The organism is Agromyces excoecariae (assembly GCF_051715505.1).
Taxonomy (GTDB): domain Bacteria; phylum Actinomycetota; class Actinomycetes; order Actinomycetales; family Microbacteriaceae; genus Agromyces.
This window is the reverse complement of the sequence record NZ_JBPSLA010000011.1, coordinates 189,819-212,652: the sequence shown is the minus strand read 5'-3', so window position 1 is coordinate 212,652 and position 22,834 is coordinate 189,819. Positions and strand designations below refer to the sequence as shown.

General features: G+C 70.4%; 19 protein-coding genes and 1 riboswitch. Of the genes, 9 read left to right on the top strand and 10 right to left on the bottom strand.

What is annotated here, in order from left to right; genetic code table 11:
* Window positions 1-63: 63 nt before the first annotated feature.
* A riboswitch (FMN riboswitch) is annotated at window positions 64-209 on the bottom strand.
* Between the two features lie 80 nt (window positions 210-289).
* Window positions 290-1,555, bottom strand: a complete 1,266-nt coding sequence (locus tag ACSJD1_RS11220) for a hypothetical protein (RefSeq protein WP_438855388.1) — start codon at window positions 1,553-1,555, stop codon at window positions 290-292.
* Window positions 1,556-1,649: 94 nt separating this feature from the next.
* Window positions 1,650-2,675: a sugar-binding transcriptional regulator gene (locus ACSJD1_RS11215; RefSeq protein ID WP_438855387.1), complete on the bottom strand. Its 1,026-nt coding sequence runs from the start codon at window positions 2,673-2,675 to the stop codon at window positions 1,650-1,652.
* 121 nt (window positions 2,676-2,796) lie between these two features.
* On the opposite strand from ACSJD1_RS11215, the gene ACSJD1_RS11210 reads away from it, so the two are divergent.
* The 3 genes from ACSJD1_RS11210 to glpK all read left to right on the top strand — a co-directional run bounded on the left by ACSJD1_RS11210 (window position 2,797) and on the right by glpK (window position 7,015).
* Window positions 2,797-4,539 (top strand): glycerol-3-phosphate dehydrogenase/oxidase, encoded by a 1,743-nt coding sequence (locus tag ACSJD1_RS11210; RefSeq protein ID WP_438855386.1) that lies wholly within the window; start codon window positions 2,797-2,799, stop codon window positions 4,537-4,539.
* 134 nt (window positions 4,540-4,673) lie between these two features.
* Entirely contained in the window at window positions 4,674-5,447 is a 774-nt protein-coding gene (locus tag ACSJD1_RS11205; protein ID WP_438855385.1) for an MIP/aquaporin family protein, read from the top strand.
* Window positions 5,448-5,500: 53 nt separating this feature from the next.
* Window positions 5,501-7,015, top strand: coding sequence for a glycerol kinase GlpK (gene glpK, locus ACSJD1_RS11200; RefSeq protein WP_438855384.1), 1,515 nt, complete (start codon window positions 5,501-5,503; stop codon window positions 7,013-7,015).
* Between the two features lie 105 nt (window positions 7,016-7,120).
* Here glpK and ACSJD1_RS11195 read toward each other — a convergent pair whose 3' ends face one another.
* The 8 genes from ACSJD1_RS11195 to sdhC form a co-directional block, all read right to left on the bottom strand.
* Window positions 7,121-7,972 carry an HAD family hydrolase gene (locus ACSJD1_RS11195; protein ID WP_438855383.1) on the bottom strand — a complete coding sequence of 284 codons (852 nt, stop codon included), beginning with the start codon at window positions 7,970-7,972 and terminating at the stop codon, window positions 7,121-7,123.
* The gene (gene trpS, locus ACSJD1_RS11190) at window positions 7,969-8,979 is read right to left on the bottom strand and encodes a tryptophan--tRNA ligase (RefSeq protein ID WP_438855382.1); all 1,011 of its coding nucleotides are present in this window, start codon (window positions 8,977-8,979) and stop codon (window positions 7,969-7,971) included. Before trpS ends, ACSJD1_RS11195 begins: the two co-directional genes overlap by 4 nt.
* Window positions 8,980-9,002: 23 nt before the next feature.
* The gene (locus tag ACSJD1_RS11185; RefSeq protein WP_438855381.1) at window positions 9,003-9,839 is read right to left on the bottom strand and encodes an exodeoxyribonuclease III; all 837 of its coding nucleotides are present in this window, start codon (window positions 9,837-9,839) and stop codon (window positions 9,003-9,005) included.
* 10 nt (window positions 9,840-9,849) lie between these two features.
* Entirely contained in the window at window positions 9,850-11,298 is a 1,449-nt protein-coding gene (locus ACSJD1_RS11180; protein WP_438855380.1) for a YihY/virulence factor BrkB family protein, read from the bottom strand.
* Between the two features lie 141 nt (window positions 11,299-11,439).
* Window positions 11,440-12,198, bottom strand: a complete 759-nt coding sequence (locus tag ACSJD1_RS11175) for a succinate dehydrogenase iron-sulfur subunit (protein ID WP_438855379.1) — start codon at window positions 12,196-12,198, stop codon at window positions 11,440-11,442.
* A gap of 1 nt (window position 12,199) precedes the next feature.
* Window positions 12,200-14,008 (bottom strand): succinate dehydrogenase flavoprotein subunit, encoded by a 1,809-nt coding sequence (sdhA, locus tag ACSJD1_RS11170; RefSeq protein WP_438855378.1) that lies wholly within the window; start codon window positions 14,006-14,008, stop codon window positions 12,200-12,202.
* A 10-nt stretch (window positions 14,009-14,018) separates the two neighbouring features.
* Window positions 14,019-14,456, bottom strand: coding sequence for a succinate dehydrogenase hydrophobic membrane anchor subunit (locus ACSJD1_RS11165; RefSeq protein ID WP_438855377.1), 438 nt, complete (start codon window positions 14,454-14,456; stop codon window positions 14,019-14,021).
* A 10-nt stretch (window positions 14,457-14,466) separates the two neighbouring features.
* Window positions 14,467-14,889: a succinate dehydrogenase, cytochrome b556 subunit gene (sdhC, locus tag ACSJD1_RS11160; protein WP_438855376.1), complete on the bottom strand. Its 423-nt coding sequence runs from the start codon at window positions 14,887-14,889 to the stop codon at window positions 14,467-14,469.
* Window positions 14,890-15,047: 158 nt separating this feature from the next.
* Between sdhC and ACSJD1_RS11155 the strand changes: the two genes are divergently transcribed.
* The 6 genes from ACSJD1_RS11155 to ACSJD1_RS11130 all read left to right on the top strand — a co-directional run bounded on the left by ACSJD1_RS11155 (window position 15,048) and on the right by ACSJD1_RS11130 (window position 22,832).
* Window positions 15,048-16,166 carry a mannose-1-phosphate guanylyltransferase gene (locus ACSJD1_RS11155; protein WP_438855375.1) on the top strand — a complete coding sequence of 373 codons (1,119 nt, stop codon included), beginning with the start codon at window positions 15,048-15,050 and terminating at the stop codon, window positions 16,164-16,166.
* A 22-nt stretch (window positions 16,167-16,188) separates the two neighbouring features.
* Window positions 16,189-17,247 (top strand): BMP family lipoprotein, encoded by a 1,059-nt coding sequence (locus ACSJD1_RS11150; RefSeq protein WP_438855374.1) that lies wholly within the window; start codon window positions 16,189-16,191, stop codon window positions 17,245-17,247.
* Between the two features lie 171 nt (window positions 17,248-17,418).
* Window positions 17,419-18,516 (top strand): BMP family lipoprotein, encoded by a 1,098-nt coding sequence (locus ACSJD1_RS11145; protein ID WP_400994102.1) that lies wholly within the window; start codon window positions 17,419-17,421, stop codon window positions 18,514-18,516.
* 166 nt (window positions 18,517-18,682) lie between these two features.
* Entirely contained in the window at window positions 18,683-20,224 is a 1,542-nt protein-coding gene (locus ACSJD1_RS11140; protein ID WP_438855373.1) for an ABC transporter ATP-binding protein, read from the top strand.
* Complete coding sequence (locus ACSJD1_RS11135) at window positions 20,221-21,525, top strand: ABC transporter permease (protein WP_438855372.1); 1,305 nt, start codon at window positions 20,221-20,223, stop codon at window positions 21,523-21,525. The genes ACSJD1_RS11140 and ACSJD1_RS11135 overlap by 4 nt, the downstream gene beginning before the upstream one ends.
* Complete coding sequence (locus ACSJD1_RS11130) at window positions 21,522-22,832, top strand: ABC transporter permease (RefSeq protein WP_438855371.1); 1,311 nt, start codon at window positions 21,522-21,524, stop codon at window positions 22,830-22,832. The genes ACSJD1_RS11135 and ACSJD1_RS11130 overlap by 4 nt, the downstream gene beginning before the upstream one ends.
* Window positions 22,833-22,834: the final 2 nt, after the last annotated feature.

The following is a 22,834-nucleotide window of genomic DNA, read 5'->3' as shown; positions in this document are numbered from 1 at the left end:
CCTTCCAGGCTCCGGGGCGCCCGGGCATCGCCGGACCGGTCGACCACGCGCATGGCGTCGCCGACACGTGCTGCCTCCCATCCGGACTTTCACCGTCGGTTCCGGAATCCCACCGGATCAACCGTCTGCGCGCGACCGGATGGTCACGCGCTCGCGGCTCGCGGACTTTCACCGCCGGTTCGGACTTGCACCGACCCCGGAGCACGTTACGTGTTCGATTCTAGGTCAACGCGGGAGTGCGGCGGATATTCCCCGCCCGCGGCCCGACCGCGACGATCGACCCCGGGGTTCAGCGGCAGGCGGTCGAGGCCTGGACCTGCGCGTCGTTGGGCCGGCCGTACGCCTCGATGCCGGCGCCCGGCAGGTCGTAGCCCATGCCGATGGCCCACGCCGTCGCCCAGACCTCGTGGTCGCCCGAGAACTCGGGCCCGTTGAAGATCGTGGCGCACGCCTCGCGGAGGACCTGCAGGTGGCCCACCTCGTGGACGACGACGGCCTCGGCGTTCTCGTCGAGCGACCAGGCGTCCTCGATGCTGTGGGTCAGCGAGATGAGCCCCCAGCCGTCGCCGTCGACGTCCTCGAAGAACTCGGCCGTCCCGGAGTAGTACCCGTCGCTGGAGAAGCCGCCGACCTCCTCCGCCCATTCGACGTCGAACGGCACGCCGAACGAGATGGACCTCGCGAACGCCTCGATCTCGCCGCGGAGCGGGTGCTCGGCGAGTCGCGCGAGCTCGGCCGCGTGCGACGCGCGCAACCGGTCGACCGCGGTGGCGAGGTCGGCGAACCGGCTCGAATCGCCCGACGAGATCGTGGGGGACTGCCGGAGCGCGGCGATCGCCTCGTCGACTGCCGCGCGCGAGGCGACGGTCGCCGACGGGTACTCCTCGATCACTGCCGCGGCGCGCGCCTCGGTGCCGGCGATGAGCGCCTCGCCCGCGTCGGCGATCGCGAGGCTTCCCTCGGCGACGCGGTCGCGCGCCTCGGCGTACCGCACCGCGGCCGCCTCGCGCGACGGGACGAGGTCGAGCATGCTCACGAGATCGGCGTAGCGCTCCCAGGCGGGAGCGAACGCTCCCGGATCGCCCAGTGCGGCGATGCCCGGGCTCGCAGGACGGTCGGCGAGGATCTCCCGCGCCTCGCCGATGCTCGCCTCGAGGGTCGCCCGGCCCTCCTCGGCGACCAGGTCGCCGACCGCGATCCCCACCAGCGCATCGCCCCGGTCGATCGCGCTCTCGGCGCGCTCCGCGGTGTCGCGGTAGTCGCCGGCCGCCGCGTCGAATGCGGCGTCGGCGGCCGCCCACGCGGGCCAGGCCTCGGCGTGGACGGCGCTCGCGACGAGCTGGTGCCCGATCGCCCACCCCGCCACGGATGCCGCGATGATCGCCGCGCCCGCGAGGCCGCCGACACGTCGGGGCAGGCGAGGCGCGGTGGGAGCAGGCGGGACCGTGACGAACTCGACGGTGCCCTCGGGTGCCGACCGGTCGACGGCCGGTGCGGGCACGGCCGGCTCGCCCGGGTTCGCCGCCGTGTCGTCCACGGTGTCGCGCTGGTGCATCGGGTCCTCTCGCGCGCCCGCGGCAGGGCACTCGCGAGGGCAAACCTACCCTGCCGCTCGCCGGATCGGGATCACGATCGCATCGCAGTGCGAGTCAGTCGACCGGGTCGCTCCCGCCGCCGGTCGTCGATCCCTCGACGAGTCGGCGCGCGGTGCCCTCGTCGACGATGAGGTCGGTGACGAGCCCCGCCGCGAGCGCACCCGTGAGGCCGGGCAGCTTCGCCTGCCCCGAGACCACGCAGATCCGTCGGGCGGCCCGGCGGAGGATGCCGAAGTCGGGGCCCGTGGCGCGCGAGTTCAGCGCGATGCCGTCGGTCGAGCCGTCCGCCCTGTAGAACACGGTGGCGACGTCGCCGACGACGCCGTCTCGCGAGAGCGCCTCGTAGTCGGTGCGCTCGAGGTAGCCGCCCTGGTAGACGTGGCTCGGCACCTCGGCGAAGGGGGAGCCGATGCCGAAGATCGCGACGTCCATCGACGCCTGCAGGTCGAGGAGGCGCCGCGTGCTCCGCTCCCGCCAGAACGCCTCCTTCGTCGCGGGGTCGTCGAAGAATGCCGGAACGGGGAACTGCTGCACGCGCGCGCCGAACGCGTCGCCGAAGCGACGGAGCAGCTCGGAGGCGTAGAGGATGCCGGTGGTGCGGAGGTTGCCCGCTCCGTTCAACTGCACGATCTCGGAGTTGTGCGTGGCCTTGGGTGCGAGGTGGCGGCTCATGGCGCTCATCGTGGAGCCCCACGCGACCCCGATCGTCTGGTTCGAGTCGATGAACCGGGTGAGAATCCGTGCAGCGGAGAGCGCGACCCGCTCGAGTCGGTCGACGTCGCTCGCATGGTCGGGTACGGGCACGACGTGCGCGGAGACCTCGTGGCGTTCGAGGATCTCCTGCTCCAGCCGGCTCGGCAGGTCGAGCGGCGAGTGGATCGAGATCTCGACGAGCCCGGTCGCTCGCGCGTGGCTCAACAGGCGCGACACCGAGGAACGCGAGGTGTGCAGCTCTTTGGCGATGGCGTCCATGGTGAGGTCCTGCAGGTAGTACAGGTGGGCGGCGCGCAATGCGTCCCGCGTCTTCCCGGTGGGCAGATCGCCTCCCGCACCCGGCCCCGCGACATCCGTCACGACCATCGATCTCTCCCTGCACGTTTGTTCATCCGGCTTGCAAGCATGTTCATCCATGCCCACGATGTATTCATCCACAGCCGGGAACTCCACGCAAGCCCGGCGTGACCAGCTCGAAAGGACAGCGATGTCGCCCACCACGTCGCCGACGACGAACCGCCCCGCTCCCGGCATCCGTGCGGAGATCTCCGCACTGCGCGCCCGACCCACCGCCGAGGTCGTGATCATCGGCGGCGGCATCAACGGCATCGCCGCCTTCCGCGACCTCGCCCTGCAGGGGGTCGACGTCGTGCTCGTCGAGCGCGACGACTTCGTCTCGGGCGCCTCCGCCGCCTCGAGCCACATGATCCACGGCGGCATCCGCTACCTCGAGAACGGCGAGTTCCGTCTCGTGCAGGAGTCGGTGCAGGAACGCAACGGCCTGATCCGCATCGCGCCGCACTACGTCAAGCCGCTGCAGACGACCGTGCCGATCTTCTCCACGTTCGCCGGCATCCTGTCGGCGCCCCTGCGCTTCCTCACGCACAAGCAGGGCACGCCGACCGAGCGCGGCGCCGCGCTCATCAAGGCCGGGCTCACCATCTACGACGCCTTCTCGCGCGACGGCGGATCGGTTCCGAGGCACCGCTTCCTCGGTGCGAGGAAGTCGCTGGCCGAACTGCCCGCGCTGAATCCCGGCCTGAAGTACACCGCGACCTACTACGACGCGAGCATGCACGACCCCGAGCGCCTGGCGCTCGACGTGCTGCACGACGGCCTCGCCGCCGGCGACCACGCTCGTGCCGCGAACTACCTCGAGGCCGTCGGCCTCGGCGCGAGCGGCGTCCGGGTGCGGGACGGCGTGACGGGCGAGGAGTTCGACCTCGCTGCCGACGTCGTCGTCAACACGTCGGGCCCGTGGACCGACCTCACCAACGCGCAGCTCGGCCGCGAGACACGCTTCATGGGCGGCACCAAGGGCTCGCACATCGTGCTCGACAACGACGAGCTCCTCGCCGCCACCGGCGGCCGAGAGATCTTCTTCGAGCACGAGGACGGCCGCATCGTGCTCATCTACCCGCTGAAGGGCCGGGTGATGGTCGGCACGACCGACCTCGAGCACGACATGCGGACGCCGGCGGTGTGCACCGAGGAGGAGGTCGACTACTTCTTCGACCTCGTCGCGCACGTTTTCCCAGGCATCCGCGTCGACCGCTCGCAGATCGTGTTCCGGTTCTCGGGGGTGCGGCCGCTTCCGCGCCACGACGACACCCAGCCCGGCTTCGTGAGCCGCGACTACCGCATCGAGCGAGCGGAGGTCGCCGAGCGACCGGGCACGATCCTGCTGAGCCTCGTCGGCGGCAAGTGGACCACCTTCCGCGCGCTCGCCGAGCACCTCGCGGGTGACGTGCTCGAGCTCATCGGGCGCGACCGCGTCCGGTCGACCAAGGGCCTCCCGATCGGCGGCGGCGCCGGCTACCCGGCGACGGATGCCGCACGACTCGTGTGGGTCGTCGGCCACGGCGACGGGGTCGGCCGAGAGCGGGCCGAGCAGCTGCTCGAGCGCTACGGCACGCGTGCCGAGGCGATCATCCAGGGCGTAGAGGATGCCGCGGAGACGCCCCTCGCCGACGCGCCGGGGTACTCCCGCGAGGAGATCGCCTGGCTCGCCGCGAACGAGCGCGTCGTGCACCTCATCGACGTGGTGCTGCGGCGCACGAGCCTGGCCTTCACCGGCGCCGTGACCCGGCCTCTCCTCGAGGAGCTCGCCGACGTCGTCGGCGACGTCCTCGGCTGGGATGCCGCGACCCGCGCCGCGGAGGTCGGCGACGCGCGGACCGTGCTCGCCGAGCGTCACGGCGTCGTGCTCGAGGAGCTCGCCGCCCGCTGAAATCTGCACGGATGTGCACGCGGATCCGCCGGTGATCGGCGGATTCCGCGGGTACGTTTCATCCGGGCCGCTCCGATGCGGCCCACCCAGGCGACCCGCCCCCGGGTCGTCCGGTCCTACCCAGAAAGGTCAACGTGGACAATCTCGGAGTGCTGTTCCTCTCGGAACTCGTCGGCACCGCCATGCTCGTGCTGCTCGGCTGCGGCGTGGTCGCGAACGTCGCCCTGGCGAAGAACAAGGGCTACAACGGCGGATTCCTCATGGTCAACATCGGCTGGGGCCTCGCGGTCTTCGCCGGCGTCATCGTGGCGTACGCCTCGGGGGCGCACCTGAACCCCGCCGTCACGCTCGGCCTCGTCGCCAACGGCGCGACCGAGTTCGGCAACGCGGCCGCGGGCACCACCGTCCCCGTCGACGCCCTCTCGGTGCTCACCTACATCGGTGCGCAGCTCATCGGCGCCTTCCTCGGCGCGGTCGTCGTGTGGCTCGGCTACAAGCAGCACTTCGACGCCGAGCCGGAGGGCGCGACCAAGCTGGCCGTGTTCTCGACCGGCCCCGCCATCCGCTCGTACGGCTGGAACCTCGTGACCGAGATCATCGGCACCTTCGTGCTCGTGTTCGTCGTGATCGGCTTCGGTCGCAACGGCGACGGATCCGGCCTGGCCGCGCTCGGTGCACTGCCCGTCGCGCTGCTGGTCATCGGCATCGGCGCCTCCCTCGGTGGCCCCACCGGCTACGCGATCAACCCGGCCCGCGACCTCGGGCCGCGCATCGCGCACGCCGTGCTCCCCATCTCGGGCAAGGGCGGCAGCGACTGGTCCTACTCGTGGGTCCCGGTCGTGGGCCCGATCATCGGCGGCGTGCTCGCCGGCCTCGCCGCGATCCCGCTCCTGCCGCTGCTCGGCTGAGCCCCGGCATCCCACCACATCCCCATCCCCACTGACCGCAACGGAGTTCTCAGATGGCTGACTACGTCCTCTCGATCGACCAGGGCACGACCTCGTCGCGCGCGATCATCTTCGACAAGCACGGCTCGATCGTCTCGACCGGGCAGCTCGAGCACGAGCAGATCTTCCCGAAGGCCGGCTGGGTCGAGCACGACCCGAGGGAGATCTGGAAGAACACCCGCGAGGTGATCGGCCAGGCGCTCGGCAAGGCCGACCTCACCCGCCACGACATCGCCGCGGTCGGCATCACCAACCAGCGCGAGACCGCCGTGGTCTGGGACCGCACGACCGGTGAGCCCGTCTACAACGCGATCGTCTGGCAGGACACCCGCACGCAGGACATCGTCGACCGCCTCGCGGCCGACGGCGGGGTCGAGCGCTTCAAGGCCAAGGTCGGCCTGCCGCTCGCGACCTACTTCTCGGGCACCAAGATCGTGTGGATCCTGGAGAACGTGCCCGGTGCGCGCGAGAAGGCCGAGGCCGGCGACCTGATCTTCGGCACGACCGACACGTGGGTGCTGTGGAACCTCACCGGCGGCGTCGACGGCGGCGTGCACGCGACGGATGTCACCAACGCGAGCCGAACCCTCTTCATGGACCTCGAGACCCTGCAGTGGGACGACGAGATCCTCGGGATCTTCGGCGTGCCCCGCTCCATGCTCCCCGAGATCAAGTCCTCCTCCGAGGTCTACGGCACGGTCGAGTCGTCGAGCCTGCTCCGCGAGACGCCCATCGCGGGCATCCTCGGCGACCAGCAGGCCGCCACCTTCGGCCAGGCGGCCTTCGCGGCCGGCGAGGCGAAGAACACCTACGGCACGGGCAACTTCCTGATCTTCAACACGGGCGAGGAGATCGTCCACTCGAAGAACGGGCTGCTCACGACCGTCGGCTACAAGCTCGGCGACGAGCCCGTTCACTACGCCCTCGAGGGCTCGATCGCGGTGACCGGGTCGCTCGTGCAGTGGCTGCGCGACAACCTCGGCCTCATCTCGTCGGCCGCCGAGGTCGAGGAGCTGGCGAAGTCGGTCGAGGACAACGGCGGCGCGTACTTCGTGCCCGCCTTCTCGGGGCTCTTCGCCCCGTACTGGCGTCCGGACGCGCGCGGTGCGCTCGTGGGCCTGACCCGCTACGTGAACAAGGGGCACATCGCGCGGGCGGCACTCGAGGCGATCGCGTTCCAGACGCGCGACGTGGTGGAAGCCGTGAACGCCGATGCGGGGATCGACCTCACGGAACTCCGCGTCGACGGCGGTGCGACGGCCAACGACACGCTGCTGCAGTTCCAGGCCGACATCCTCGGCGTGCCCGTCGTGCGCCCGGTCGTCGCCGAGACGACCGCGCTCGGCGCCGCCTACGCCGCCGGACTCGCGGTCGGGTTCTGGGCCGACCTCGACGACCTCGCCAAGAACTGGCAGGAGGACCGTCGCTGGGAGCCGTCGATGGACGAGGCCGAGCAGGGGCGCCTCGTGCGCAACTGGAAGAAGGCCGTCACGAAGACCCTCGACTGGGTCGACGAGGACGTCCGCTGACGCGAGCCGTCGTTCGTCGACGGTGAGCGGATGACACGGGTCGGGGTGCACGGGAAGGCACCCCGGCCCGTTTCCGTGCCTGCGCGCCCGGTGCGGGCACGCCCCTCAGGCCATCCGGCCGGCGAGGAGGGGCGCGAGCTCGTCGAGCGTGCGGATCTCGACCACGCCCGCGGACGCGGCATCCGTCGCCTCGGACTCGGACGGGCGCTCGCCCGAACGGTTCAGCCACACGCCGACGAGCCCGGCCCCGGCGGCCCCGATGGCGTCGGTCCGCAGGCGGTCGCCGACGTATGCCGCTGCGGAGACCGGCCCGCCGGCGGCGAAGCGCTCGAGCGCGACCTCGAAGATGCGCGGGTCGGGCTTCGTCACGCCCTCTGCGCCGGATGCCACGAGGTGCTCGATCCGGCCGGGGTGTCCGACCTCCAGCCCGAGCCGCACGAGCTTGGCGAGCTGGAAGTCGGCCTCGCCGTTCGTGATGATGCCGAAGCGGACCCCAGGCAGGGCTGATTCGAGTGCCGCGAACGCGGCGAGCACGTCGTCGTGGAGCGCCCACGACTCGCGGTAGCGCTCGAAGTAGGTCGCGAACCAGTCACCGGCCGACTCGTCGTCGAGCACGTCGCCATGGGCGAGCGCGAACTCGGCCGCTCGGGCTCGCCGCTGCTCCTCGAACGTCAATTCGCCGGCGAGGTACGCATGGTAGTGCCGTTCCTCGAGTTCGTGCCAGAGCGCCTGTGCGGCCCGATCGTCGGCCGCGTACCCGCGTTCGCGCAGGTGCAGCACGATGCCCGCCGCGACCGCCTCGCGGTGCGCCATGAGCGTGTCGTCGAGGTCGAACAGCACGACGGGACGACCATGGGCGATCCGACCGGCATCCGGTGCCGGGGCGCCGGCCACCTCGGCGTCCGCCGCCCCGATGTCCGCCGCCGAGGCCGGCCGACCGCGTTCCGCCGCCGTCACGCCCGGCGAAGGAATCCGACCCGGTCGTACGCCGTCGCGAGCGTCCGCTCGGCGCGCTCGGACGCCTTGTCGGCGCCGATCGCGAGCAGCCGGTCGAGTTCGGCCGGGTCCTGCATGAGCTCGAGGGTGCGCTCCCGGATCGGGGCGACGCGCTCGACGACGACGTCGGCGAGGTCCTTCTTCAGGTCGCCGTAGCCCTTGCCGTCGTACTCCGCCTCGAGGTCGGGGATCGATCGGCCCGTCACCGTGGCGTAGATGTCGAGCAGGTTCGCGATGCCCGGCTTCGCCTTCGGGTCGTAGCGGATCTCGCGTTCGGTGTCGGTCACGGCGCTGCGGATGCGCTTCGCGATCACCTTCGGGTCGTCCATGAGGTTGATCAGGCCGTTCGGGCTCGCGGCCGACTTCGACATCTTGGAGGTGGGCTCCTGCAGGTCGTAGATGCGGGCCGACTCCTTCGGGATCATCGCCTCGGGCACGACGAACGTCTCGCCGTAGCGAGAGTTGAAGCGCCCGGCGAGGTCGCGTGTGAGCTCGAGGTGCTGCCGCTGGTCGTCGCCGACCGGCACGAGGTGCGTACCGTAGAGCAGGATGTCGGCGGCCATGAGCACCGGGTAGGTGAACAGGCCCACCGTGGTCGACTCGGCGCCGTAGCGCGCCGACTTGTCCTTGAACTGCGTCATGCGGCTCGCCTCGCCGAAGCCCGTGAGGGTGCCGAGCACCCAGGCGAGCTCAGCGTGCGCGGGCACGTGCGACTGCACGAAGAGGGTCGAGCGGGCGGGGTCGACGCCCGCGGCGAGGTACTGCGCGGCCGTGCGGCGCGTCGCCTCGCGGAGCGTCGCCGGGTCCTGCATGACGGTGATCGCGTGCAGGTCGACGACGCAGTAGATCGGGTCGTGGTCGTCCTGAAGCGCGACCCAGTTCACCAGGGCGCCGAGGTAGTTGCCGAGGTGGAGCGAGTCGCCCGACGGCTGCATGCCGGAGAAGACGACGGGGCGTGCGGTGTTCATCGTGGTGTGGAGGTCCTTCGGTCTCAGATGGCGTAGTCGACGACGACGGGAGCGTGGTCGGACCATCGCTCGTCGTAGGCGTCTGCGCGGTCCACGGCATAGGTCGTCATCGCATCGGCCAGCGCGGGAGTCGCGAGCTGGTAGTCGATGCGCCAGCCCGTGTCGTTGTCGAAGGCCTTGCCCCGCCACGACCACCACGTGTACGGCCCGGGCACGTCGCCCGCGGATCGGCGACCGAGGTCGATCCAGCCGAAGCCGGCGCCGGCGTTGTAGCCCTCTTCGCCCTCGGCGCCCATGAAGCGGTCGAAGTACGCGCGCTCCTCGGGAAGGAACCCCGCGCGCTTGACGTTGCCCTTCCAGTTCTTGATGTCGAGCGTGCGGTGGCCCACGTTGAGGTCGCCGACGACCACGGCCAGTTCGTGGGACGCGAGCTCCGACATCCGCTCGCTCATCGCGTCGAGGAACCGGTACTTGTCCACCTGCTTCGGCGTCTCGGCCTCGCCCGACGGCACGTAGCAGCTCACCACGGTGACGATGCGGTCGTTCACCTCGTAGTCGGCCTCGAGCCAACGGCCTGCGGTGTCGTGGTCCTCGGCGCCGAGTTCGACGCGGTGGATGCGCGCGCCCGCACGGCTCGCGATCGCGACGCCCGCGCGGCCCTTGGCGGTCGCCGGGTCGTGGAGGATGCTCCACTCGTCGCCGAGCAGTGCCGCGAGGTCGTCGGTCGACGCACGCACCTCCTGCATCGCGAGGATGTCGACGTCGCGGGCCGCGAGCCAGTCGCCCATGCCGCGGCGGAACGCCGCCCTGACCCCGTTCACGTTGGCGCTGGCGATCCGGAGCGGGGAGGGGGAAGGCATGCCTACGATCCTAGGTGCTGCCACCCCCACGGCCGTTCCCGCTCAGCCAGGGGTGCGGCTTCGTCGGCGGGGGCGGCGGGGCGGATGCCTCGAGCTCGTCGAGGTCGCGTCGGGCCTTCGCCAGTCGGCGGCCCGCCGGCACCCGTTCGTACCATCGCGCCGCGGCGGCCGCCGCCCGGGCCTCGCGGACGCGGATCGTCGCCGCGGTCCGAAGCGCCTCGTACTCTCGCTGGCGCCGCTCCGCCTCGAGCTGCGCCGCGGTGACGCGTCGCAGCGACTCGTTCCGGTCGGCGGCCTCGACCGCGATCCACGCCGCCGCGACGAGGATGATGATGCTGGCGATGCGGAACCACAGCAGCAGCGCCACGATCACCGTGAACGTCGCGAGCAGGGGATTGCTGCCGGCCCACGACAGCACCCACCCGCCGAGCATCTGCAGCACGCTGAGCGCGGCGGAGCCGAGGAGCGAGCCGGTCCACATCCGGCGCCACGGCATCTCCGCGCCCGACAGGAAGCGGAACATCACCGCGAGCGCCAGCGTGTCGATGACGAACACCACGATGATCGCGCCGAACTGGAGCCCGACCCGCACGACGGTGGACTCCGTCGTGAGGTCGATGCCGAGCAGGCTGAACATCCAGTCGAGGAACCCCGTCGCGACGATGGAGAGGACCGCGGCGACGAGGATGGCGACGCCGAACATGAACGCCGCGGCGAAGTCCCGCGCCTTGAGGTACAGGTACGCCCGATCGTCCTTGGGGAGCAGGAAGATGCTGCGCACGGCCATGCGGGCGTACGTCACCCAGCCGATGGCCGTCCAGATCAGTCCGCCGAGGGCGACGGCGCCGGTCCAGCCGAAGAGGCTCGTGCTGGCCGTCGCCGCGGCCTGCAGGTCCTCCGTGCTGATCACGCCGTCCGGGCCGACGAGCCCCGGAGCGTAGGTGTTGATGAGCAGCAGGAGCGCATTCAACGTGTCGGTGTCGCCGAGGAGCCAGATCCCGGCGACGGCGAACACGATGTAGACCGCGGCGAACACGGCGAACAGCGACTGGTAGCTCATCCCGGCGGTCAACAGGAAGCCGTTGCGGGCGAGGAAGTGCCGCCACACGCGCACGGGGAAGAGCGCCATCGTGCGCTGGGTGAGCCGTTCCATCCGGGTGATCGGCTCGTCGAGCCGCTCGCGCAGCGGCGCGCTCGCAGCCTCGAACCGATCGCGCACCCGATGGGCGTTCGCCGACGTCCCGTTCTGCGGCGGCGCGGCGGCGGTCGGCGTGCCCGCAGCGGGCGCGCCGTTCGCGCGCGCACCGTCCACCGGCGCACGGGCGGCGCGCCCACCGTTCACCGGCGCACGGGCGGCGCGCCCACCGTTGACCGGCGGGCCGTTCGCGGGCGCACCGTTCGGAGGCGCACCGTTCGCGGGCGACACCGCCCTGCCGCGCCCCCGATCGCGATCGCTCACACGATCACCCTAGCGAGGGGAGCCCGCATCGCCGGGCGACCCCCTGGGTCGGGACCGGGGCGACGCGCCGGATCCCTGCCGGGAACGGCGGAGGGGCCGGTGCGCGACGCACCGGCCCCTCCGCTCCGCGGTCGCCCTCGGTCAGGGCGTGCCGCGCAGGATCGCCTGCTTGACCTCGGCGATCGCCTTGGTGACCTCGATGCCGCGGGGGCACGCGTCGGTGCAGTTGAAGGTCGTGCGGCAGCGCCACACGCCCTCCTTGTCGTTGAGGATGTCGAGGCGGACCTTGGCCTCCTCGTCACGCGAATCGAAGATGAAGCGATGCGCGTTCACGATCGCGGCCGGGCCGAAGTACTGGCCGTCGGTCCAGAACACGGGGCACGACGAGGTGCACGCCGCGCAGAGGATGCACTTCGTGGTGTCGTCGAAGCGTGCGCGCTCGGCGACCGACTGGACGCGCTCCTTGCCCGCCGCGGGGGCGGCGCCCGCCTGGAGGAACGGCTGGACCTCGCGGTAGCTGGCGAAGAACGGCTCCATGTCGACCACGAGGTCCTTCTCGAGGGGAAGGCCCTTGATCGCCTCGACGTAGATGGGCTTCGTGATGTCGAGGTCCTTGATGAGCGTCTTGCACGCCAGGCGGTTGCGGCCGTTGATGCGCATCGCGTCGGAGCCGCAGATGCCGTGGGCGCACGACCGGCGGAACGTCAGCGAGCCGTCCTGTTCCCACTTGATCTTGTGCAGCGCGTCGAGCACGCGGTCGGTCGCGTACATCTCGACGTCGAAGTCCTGCCATCGCGGCTCGGCGTCGACCTCGGGGTCGAAGCGACGGATCAGGAAGGTGACGGTGAAGGACTTCGTCGCGGCATCCGTCGACGTCGTCTCGAGCGTGGCGGTCGTCACGTCAGTACTTCCTCTCCATCGGCTGGTATCGGGTGATCGTCACCGGCTTCCAGTCGAGCCGGATGTGATCGGAGGCGACCGACGAGTGGGCGTCGCCCGACAGGTAGGCCATGGTGTGCTGCATGAACTTCTCGTCGTCGCGGTTCGGGAAGTCGTCGCGCATGTGGCCGCCGCGGCTCTCCTCGCGGTTGCGGGCGGACGCCACGACGACCTCTGCGAGGTCGAGGAGGAAGCCGAGTTCGACGGCCTCGAGCAGATCGGTGTTGAACCGCTTGCCCTTGTCCTGCACGGCGATGTTGCGGTAGCGGTCGCGCAGGCCCGCGATGACCTCGGCGACGTGGTCGAGGGACTCGCTCGTGCGGAACACCTGCGCGCCCTTGTCCATCTCGTCCTGGAGCTCCTTGCGGATGGCGGCGATCCGCTCGGTGCCGTTCGAGTCGCGCAGCACCTCGAGCATGCCGCGCACACCGGCGGCCGGGTCCTCCGGGAGCGGCGTGAAGTCGACGCCGGAGTTGACGTACTCGACGGCGTTGCGGCCGGCGCGCTTGCCGAAGACGTTGATGTCGAGCAGCGAGTTCGTGCCGAGTCGGTTCGAGCCGTGCACCGAGACGCACGCGCACTCGCCTGCGGCGTAGAGGCCGGGCACGACGGTGGTGTTGTCGCTCAGCACCTCGGCCTTGACGTTGGTGGGGATGCCGCCCATCGCGTAGTGCGCGGTCGGCATCACGGGCACGGGCTCGTAGACCGGGTCGACGCCGAGGTAGGTGCGGGCGAACTCCGTGATGTCGGGGAGCTTCGTCTCGAGCACCTCCGCGCCGAGGTGCGTGCAGTCGAGCAGGACGTAGTCCTTGTCGGGTCCGGCACCGCGGCCCTCCGCGACCTCCTGGACCATGCACCGCGCGACGATGTCGCGGGGCGCGAGGTCCTTGATGGTCGGAGCGTACCGCTCCATGAACCGCTCGCCCGAGGCGTTGCGGAGGATGGCGCCCTCGCCGCGCGCACCCTCGGTGAGGAGGATGCCGAGGCCCGCGAGGCCGGTCGGGTGGAACTGGAAGAACTCCATGTCCTCCAGCGGAAGGCCCTTGCGCCAGATGATGCCGACGCCGTCGCCGGTCAGCGTGTGCGCGTTCGAGGTCGTCTTGTAGATCTTGCCGAAGCCGCCCGTCGCGAAGATCACGGCCTTCGCCTGGAAGACGTGGAGCTCACCGGTGGCGAGCTCGTAGGCGACGACGCCCGAGGGCTTCTGCACGCCGTCGACCTCGGTCATCACGAGGTCGAGCGCGTAGTACTCGTTGTAGAACTCGATGCCGAGCTTGACGCAGTTCTGGAACAGCGTCTGGAGGATCATGTGGCCGGTGCGGTCGGCGGCGTAGCACGCGCGACGGACCGGAGCCTTGCCGTGGTCGCGAGTGTGCCCGCCGAATCGGCGCTGGTCGATCTTCCCGTCGGGCGTCCGGTTGAAGGGGAGTCCCATGTTCTCGAGGTCGATGACCGCGTCGATGGCCTCCTTCGCGAGGATCTCGGCGGCGTCCTGGTCGACCAGGTAGTCGCCGCCCTTGATCGTGTCGAAGGTGTGCCACTCCCAGCTGTCCTCCTCGACGTTCGCGAGCGCGGCGGCCATGCCGCCCTGCGCAGCGCCCGTGTGGGACCGCGTCGGGTAGAGCTTCGAGATGACGGCCGTCTTCGCGCCGGGGCCGGCCTCGATCGCCGCCCGCATGCCCGCGCCGCCGGCGCCGACGATGACGATGTCGTACTGGTGGTAGTGGACGCCGTCGACGACCGTCGTCTCGACGTGGTTCTCGCTGGTCACGTGTCTCCTATCAGCAGAACGAGGGCAGCAGCTCGGCGGGCGAGCCTGCGGGGCACGGGTCGAAGGTGAAGACCACGAGCGTGCCGAGGACGAGCAGCACGATGGTGGAGAGGAGCAGCGCGCCCTTCAGGATCCGCTGCACCGTGCCGGGGTTCGTGTAGTCGCTGACGATGGTCCGCATGCCGTTCGCGCCGTGGATGAGCGCGAGCCAGAGCATCAGCACGTCCCACCACTGCCAGAACGGGTCGGCCCACTTGCCGCCGACGAAGCCGAAGTCGATGGCCTTCACGCCCTCGCCGACCATCAGGTTGACGAAGAGGTGGCCGAAGACGAGCACGACGAGCACGACGCCCGACGCGCGCATGTAGATCCAGCCCCACTTCTCGAGGTTCACGCCGCGCTTCGGTGCGGGGCGAGCGGGGGTGCGCGGGGATTCGATGACGGTCATCTCGGCGCTCCTAGTGGCTGAAGACGTTCATGAGGTGCCGAGGCACGAACCCGAGCATCGTGACGACCCAGAGTGCGATCACGATGTAGAACAGGACCTTCTGGTTCCGCGTCGCCCACGACCAGAAGTCGACGAGGATGACCCGGAGCCCGTTGAACGCGTGGAACACGATCGCGCCGACCAGCGCGACCTCGCCGAGGCCCATGATCGGCGTCTGGTACGTGCCGATGACGGCGTTGTACGCCTCGGGGCTCACGCGCACGAGCGCGGTGTCGAGGATGTGCACGAGCAGGAAGAAGAAGATCGCCACCCCGGTGATGCGGTGCAGCACCCACGACCACATGCCCTCGCGGCCGCGATAGAGCGTGCCGCCCGGCTTCTGCTTCGCCGGCTTCTCGGGTGCGATCGGGGTCCGTGTCGTCGTAGCTGACATGGACGTCCCTCCTGGCGGTGTGCGTCGCCCGACTGCGGGCATGACGGGACCGATGGCCCGGATCCGAGTCTAGTGCGCTCTCGCGGGTGCTCCGGTTCGCCGCGGTGGCGAGGGAAGCGCCGACGGTTGTCCGAGGCGGCCGCGGCTATCCTGATCGGATGCGACAGGCTCCGCTCGACCGCTTCTACAGCGTCATCCCCGCCGGCGGCGTGGGCTCCCGGCTCTGGCCGCTCTCGCGCGCCGACGCACCGAAGTTCCTGCACGACCTCACCGGGTCGGGGCAGACCCTGCTCCGCGACACGTGGGACCGGCTGGTGCCGCTCTCGGGGGAGCAGCGCATTATGATCGTCACCGGCCGGGCGCATCGTGCGGCGGTCGAGGCGCAGCTTCCCGAGCTCGCCGATGCGAACATCGTGCTCGAGAGCGAGCCCCGCGACTCGACCGCGGCGATCGGGCTGGCCGCCGCGATCCTCGAGCGTCGAGAGCCCGGCGTGATCATCGGCTCCTTCGCGGCCGACCACGTCATCTCCGGGTCCGCGCTCTTCCGCGACGCCGTGACGGCCGCGGTCGCCGCCGCCGATGCGGGGTACATCGCGACGATCGGCATCACGCCGACCGAGCCGGCCGTCGGCTTCGGGTACATCGAGTGCGGGGCCCCGCTGGACATCCCCGGGACACGTGGGGTCACGGCGGTGTCGAGCTTCGTCGAGAAGCCCGACCTCGAGACCGCGCGCACGTACCTCGAGGGCGGGCGACACCTCTGGAACGCCGGCATGTTCATCGCCCGCGCCGACCGCCTGCTGGAGGAGCTCGCACGCACCGAGCCCGAACTCCACGCCGGCCTCGTCGAGCTGGCCGAGGCCTGGGACGACCCCGAGACGAGGGGCCCCGCGGTCGACCGCATCTGGCCGACGCTCGCGAAGATCGCGATCGACTACTCCATCGCCGAGCCCGCCGCCGCCCGGGGGCGGCTCGCGGTCGTCCGCGCGCACTTCCAGTGGGACGACGTCGGCGACTTCGCGTCGCTCGCCAAGCTCAACACCGCCGGGCGCTCCGGAGAGCTCGCGATCCTCGGCGAGCACGCGCGGGTCCTCTCCGACGCGTCGAGCGGGATCGTCGTCAGCCGCGCCGACCGGGTCATCAGCCTGATCGGGGTGAAGGATATCGTCGTCGTGGACACGCCCGACGCACTGCTCGTGACCACGAGCGAGCACGCGCAGCGGGTGAAGGCCGTCGTCGACGCGCTCCGCCTCGGCGGATCGAGCGACGTGCTCTAGGCACGGGAAGGTGGTCGGGCGGATGTCGCTGCGACGGGTCGTCACGTTCGGAGCCGCGCTGATCGCGGCATCCCTCCTCCTCGCCGGCTGCGCGCCGGCGCCCGAGGGCGGCGGCGGCGACGACGCCGCGGGGTGCGTGCGCATGGTCACGAACTCCGGGGGCCTCGAGGACCGGTCCTTCAACCAGTCGAGCTGGGAGGGCCTGCAGTTGGCGGAGGACGAACTCGGCGTCGAGGCCGAGGCGCTGGTGTCGACGAGCGAGACCGATCTCGCCCCCAACGTGCGGCAGGCGGTCGATTCCGGGTGCGCGCTCGTCGTCACCGTGGGGTGGGAACTCGCCGAGGCGACGCTCGCGGAGGCCGAGGCGAACCCCGAGGTCTCGTTCGCGATCGTCGACGAGACGGTGGACGCGGAGAACGTCAAGCCCGTGGTCTTCGACACCGCCCAGGCGTCCTTCCTCGCCGGCTACCTCGCGGCGGGGGTGTCGAAGACCGGGGTCGTCGCCACCTTCGGGGGCGGGAACCAGCCGCCGGTGACGCTCTTCATGGACGGGTTCGTCGACGGCGTCGCCAAGTACAACGAGGTGCACGGCACGGGCGTGCGGGCGCTGGGCTGGAACAAGGACGAGCAGGACGGCTCGTTCACGGGGGACTTCGAGGACATCAACAAGGGGAAGGTGCTCGCCGAGGGGTTCATCGACCAGGGCGCCGACGTCATCCTCCCCGTCGCGGGACAGGTGGGCGAGGGCGCGGCGGCCGCCGCGGTCGAGCACGGCTCGACGTCGGTCATCTGGGTCGACAGCGACGGCTACGAGACGCTGCCCGCGGAGTTCCGGCCCGTCGTCCTGACGAGCGTGCTGAAGAACACGCAGCAGGCGATGGTCGAGATCGTCGGCGCCGTCCAGGACGGCGACTTCGCCAATGAGCCGTACGTCGGCACGCTCGAGAACGGCGGCGTCGAGATCGCGCCGTACCACGATCTCGAGTCGCTCGTCACGCCCGAACTGCAGGGCGAGGTCGAGGGGCTGCGCCAGGCGATCATCGCGGGGGAGCTGGTGGTGGACTCGCCGTCGGCGCCGTGAGCGCCCGCTGCTCGGGGGCGCTTCGCCGGTGCTCATATGAGCAGAATGTCGCGGGTTCATAACCTTTGCCCGATCCGGGTCGGAGGGCCGATGGCGCCGATCGAAACATTGGGTAACGTGACCTCACGGTCCCCGCGATCGTTCGGGGTGCACTGTCTTTTGGAGGACACTGTGACGTTCACGTTCAAGAAGGCCGCCGTCGGCGGCCTCGCGACCATCGGCGCGGTCGCACTGCTCGCAGGTTGCGCGTCGGCTCCCGAGGAGACCGACGGCGGCGGCGGCGAGGCGCTCGACTACCTGCCCTGCATGGTCTCCGACGCCGGCGGCTTCGACGACAAGTCGTTCAACCAGCTTGGAGCCGAGGGCCTGGACCGCGCGGCCGAGGAGCTCGGCGTCGAGGCCAAGAAGGTCGAGTCCGCGGCCGAGACCGACTACGCCTCGAACCTCCAGAGCCTCGTCGACCAGGGCTGCAACACGATCGTGACGGTCGGCTTCCTGCTCGCGCCGGCGGCCCTCGAGTCGGCGACCGCGAACCCCGACCTCGAGTACGTCTCGATCGACGACACCGTCGACCAGGACTTCAACGGCGAGACCGACGCGCCGAACATCAAGCCGATCATCTTCGACACGGCGCAGGCCGCGTTCCTCGCGGGCTACCTGTCGGCCGGCATGAGCGAGACCGGTGCGGTCGGCACGTACGGCGGCATCAACATCCCGACGGTGTCGATCTTCATGGACGGCTTCGCCCAGGGCGTCGAGTACTACAACGACGAGAACGGCACCGACGTCAAGGTGCTCGGCTGGGACCGCGAGGCCCAGGACGGCTCGTTCACCGGCGGCTTCGAGGCGAACGACACCGCCCGCCAGGTCGCCCAGGGCCTCATCGACCAGAACATCGACGTGCTGCTGCCCGTCGGCGGCCCGATCTACCAGTCGGGTGCCGCGGCGATCCGCGACTCCGGCCGCGACATCATGCTGCTCGGTGTCGACGCCGACGTGTACGAGACCGACCCGTCGGTCGGCGACCTGCTCCTGACCTCGATCCGCAAGGGCATCGACGTCGGCGTCGAGGACGCCATCGTCTCGGCCGGCAACGGCGAGTTCGACCCGGCGCCGTTCATCGGCACGCTCGAGAACGAGGGCGTCGGCCTCGCGCCGTTCCACGACTTCGAGGACGCGGTTCCGGCCGACCTGGCCTCGAAGCTCGACGAGCTCCAGCAGATGATCATCGACGGCGACATCACCGTCGAGTCCTACCTGGCCGGCTGAGCCGAGCCCGTTCGCGGAGGGAGGCCGGTGCTGCACCGGCCTCCCTTCCGGCATTTCCGGGCGCTGCTGCGCACGCCCGCCAACATCTGAGCAGTTCGGGACGCTCATCGGCGCACTTCGGCGCACGACCGCTGCGAAACCCGGCGCGATCATTAGGATCGGTGGCATGAAACTCGAACTCCGAGGAATCACGAAGAAGTTCGGTTCCCTGGTGGCGAACGACCACATCGACCTCACTGTCGAGGCGGGGGAGATCCACTGCCTCCTCGGAGAGAACGGGGCCGGCAAGTCGACGCTGATGAACGTCCTGTACGGCCTGTACCAAGCGGATGAGGGCGAGATCCTCCTCGACGACGAGGTCCAGCACTTCTCCGGGCCGGGCGACGCGATGCGGGCCGGCATCGGCATGGTGCACCAGCACTTCATGCTGATCCCGGTGTTCACGGTGGCCGAGAACGTCATGCTCGGCCACGAGCAGACCAAGACGGCAGGGCTGCTCGACATCGCCGCGGCCCGGCAGCGGGTCCGGGAGATCAGCGACCGGTTCGGGTTCGACGTCGACCCCGACGCGCTGGTCGACGACCTGCCGGTCGGCGTGCAGCAGCGGGTGGAGATCATCAAGGCGCTCTCCCGCGACGCGCGCGTGCTGGTCTTCGACGAGCCGACCGCGGTCCTCACGCCGCAGGAGACCGACGAGCTGATGTCGATCATGCGCCAGTTGAAGGAGTCGGGTGCGTCGATCGTGTTCATCACGCACAAGCTCCGCGAGGTGCGCGAGGTCGCCGACCGGATCACGGTCGTGCGGCTGGGCAAGGTCGTCGGCGAGGCCGACCCCTCGGCGTCCAACGCCGAGCTGGCCTCGCTGATGGTCGGTCGCGCGGTCGAGCTCACGGTCCAGAAGGAGGAGCCGACGCTCGGCGAGGAGGCGCTCCAGGTCGACCACCTCAAGGTCGTCGACCCGATCGGCCAGCTCGTCGTCAACGACGTGAGCTTCGCGGTGCGCCGGGGCGAGGTGCTCGCCGTGGCGGGCGTGCAGGGCAACGGGCAGACCGAGCTGACCGAGGCGCTGATGGGCCTGCAGCCGCGGGTCGAGGGCAGCGTCCGGCTCGACGGCGAGGAGATCACCCGGCACTCGGTGCGGCGGATCCTCGAAGCGGGCGTCGGGTTCGTGCCCGAGGACCGCACGGAGGACGGCCTGGTCGGCGAGTTCTCGGTTGCGGAGAACCTGATGCTGGATCGATCCGGCGGCATGCCGTTCGTGCGGGCGGGCAACGTGCAGCGCGGGTTCCTCGCGGAGTTCGCTGCGGAGAAGGTCGCGGAGTTCGACGTCCGCACTCCCGGCATCGAGACGAAGGCGGGGCGTCTCTCGGGCGGCAACCAGCAGAAGGTGGTGCTCGCCCGTGAGCTCAGCCGCGACCTGCGGCTGCTCGTCGCGGCCCAGCCCACGCGCGGCGTGGACGTGGGGTCGATCGAGTTCATCCACAAGCGCATCATCGAGACCCGCGACGCGGGCGTGCCCGTCGTGGTGGTCTCGACCGAGCTCGACGAGGTCACCGCCCTCGCCGACCGGATCATGGTGATGTACCGGGGCAAGGTCGTGGGCATCGTTCCCGGCGACACCCCCCGCGAGGTCCTCGGCCTGATGATGGCCGGTGAGAGCCCCGGAGCGTCCGGTGACGCCCCGACCCCCGAAGGAGCCGCCGCATGAGCGACCGCAACGACCCCGACGTCGCGCTCGAGACGAACGACGAGGTCCAGCCCGACGAACCCGTCATCGAGCCCGAGCCGGAGCCCGAGGGCTCGCGGTGGCAGCAGGCGCTGCGTCAGATCGCCACCGGCAATGCGATCATCTCGGTGCTGGCCGTGCTGCTGGCCCTCGTCGTCGGCGCCGTCATGATCGCGTTCACCGACGAGCGCGTGCAGGCGGCATCCGGGTACTTCTTCGCCCGCCCGGGCGACACGTTCGCCGCGATCTGGGACTCGGTCGCCGGCGCGTACTCGGCACTGTTCCAGGGCGCGGTCTACAACTTCCGCCGACCCGACTTCGCGTCCGGGATCCGACCGCTGACCGAGACGCTGAACTTCGCGACCCCGCTGATCGCGGCCGGCCTCGGGGTGGGCCTGGCGTTCAAGGTGGGCATGTTCAACATCGGTGGTCGCGGACAGATGCTGCTCGCGGCATCCGCCGCCGGGTGGGTGGCGTTCTCGTTCGACCTGCCGTTCCCGCTGCACATGATCATCGCCGTGATCGCCGGCATCATCGCCGGCGCCCTGTGGGCCGGTATCGCGGGCCTGCTGAAGGCCCGCACCGGCGCCCACGAGGTGATCGTGACGATCATGCTCAACTACGTCGCCCTGTACCTGGTCTCGTGGATGCTCCGCACCCAGGGCCTGCTGCAGGCGCCGGGCACGAACAACCCGAAGACGCCGCCGATGAAGGACACCGCGATCTTCCCCGACCTCCTCGGGTCCGGGTTCAACCTGCACCTGGGCTTCCTGCTCTCCCTCGGCTGCGTCGTGCTCGTGTGGTGGATCCTCGACCGGTCCAGCCTCGGCTTCCGCTTCCGCGCCGTGGGGCTGAACCCGAAGGCCGCCCGGGTGGCCGGCATCAACGTCAACTCGATGTACGTCTACGCGATGCTGATCTCCGGCGCGCTCGTCGGCCTGGCCGGCGTGGACCAGGTGCTCGGCACCGTCACGACCGGCTTCTCCTCCGGCATCGACGCCGGCATCGGCTTCGACGCGATCACGGTCGCCCTGCTCGGCGGGTCCAACCCGTGGGGCATCCTCGCGGCCGGCGTGTTGTTCGGCGCGTTCAAGGCCGGCGGGTTCGCGATGCAGGCCGCCGAGGGCGTGCCGATCGACATCGTCCTCGTCGTGCAGTCGTTGATCGTGCTCTTCATCGCGGCGCCGCCGCTGGTGCGGGCGATCTTCCGGCTCCCGCAGCCGGGCTCGAAGCCCAAGAAGCGAACCCGTACCGCACGCAAGGAGGAGGTGGCGGCGAAGTGACCGCTCCCAGCCAGCACCACGCCGCCGCAGCCCCGACCGCGACGCTCGACACGACCGTCGTCGTCAGCTGGAAGGCGCCGATCTCGTTCGCCGTGATCACCGCGCTGCTCGCGGTGCTCTTCCTCGCGACCCGGCACGGCGGCGACGCGACGTTCCGGCTCTCGTCGGGCAACGACCTCATCCAGATCCCCGAGATCACCATCAGCGGCCCGGTCACCACGTGGACCTGCATCGTCCTGCTGACGGCGATCACCGTCGTGTCCGCCGCGATGGTCCGCGCCAAGCGGCCCGTACCGCTGTGGCTGGTCGTGATCTTCGCCGTGATCGGCCTGGTCGCGTTCCTGACCTGGGCGGCCGCGGGCGCCCGCACCCCGGTGATCCCGCTGCCCGGCCTGCTCGCCGGCGCGCTCAGCCTGTCCGTCCCGCTGATCTTCGGCGCCCTGTGCGGCGTCATCAGCGAGCGGGTCGGCGTGATCAACATCGCCATCGAGGGTCAGCTGCTGGCCGGCGCGTTCACCTCCGCGGTGGTCGCCTCCGTGATCGGCCAGCAGTGGCTCGGTCCGATCGTCGGCCTGTTCGCCGCAGCGATCTCGGGCGTGCTGGTCGCGTTCGTGCTCGCCGCGTTCGCGATCAAGTACTTCGTCGACCAGGTCATCGTCGGCGTCGTGCTCAACGTCCTCGTGATCGGCCTGACCAGCTTCCTGTTCTCCCAGGTCCTCGCCCCGAACGCCGCCCTGCTGAACTCCCCGCCCCGCCTGCAGCGCATCCCGATCCCGCTGCTGTCCGAGATCCCGCTGATCGGGCCGATGTTCTTCCGCCAGACGCTGATCGTGTACGCCATGTACGTCATCATCGCGGCCGTCTACATCGGCCTGTTCCACACCCGCTGGGGCCTCCGGCTCCGCTCGGTCGGCGAGCACCCCACCGCGGCCGACACCGTCGGCATCAACGTGGCTCGCACCCGGTTCTGGAACGTCTCCCTCGCCGGCGCGATCGCCGGGTTCGGCGGCGCGTTCTTCACCCTCGGCGCGGTCGGCGCGTTCAACAAGGAGATGACCGCAGGAGCCGGCTTCATCGCCCTCGCCGCCGTCATCTTCGGCCAGTGGGACCCGATCAAGGCCACGCTCGCCGCCCTGCTGTTCGGCTTCGCATCCAACCTGCAGAACACGCTGTCCGTGATCGGCGCCCCGGTCCCGAGCGAATTCATGCTCATGCTGCCCTACGTCGTCACGATCCTCGCCGTCGCAGGGTTCGTCGGCAAGGTCCGCGGCCCCGCCGCAGCCGGCAAGCCGTACATCAAGTCCTGATC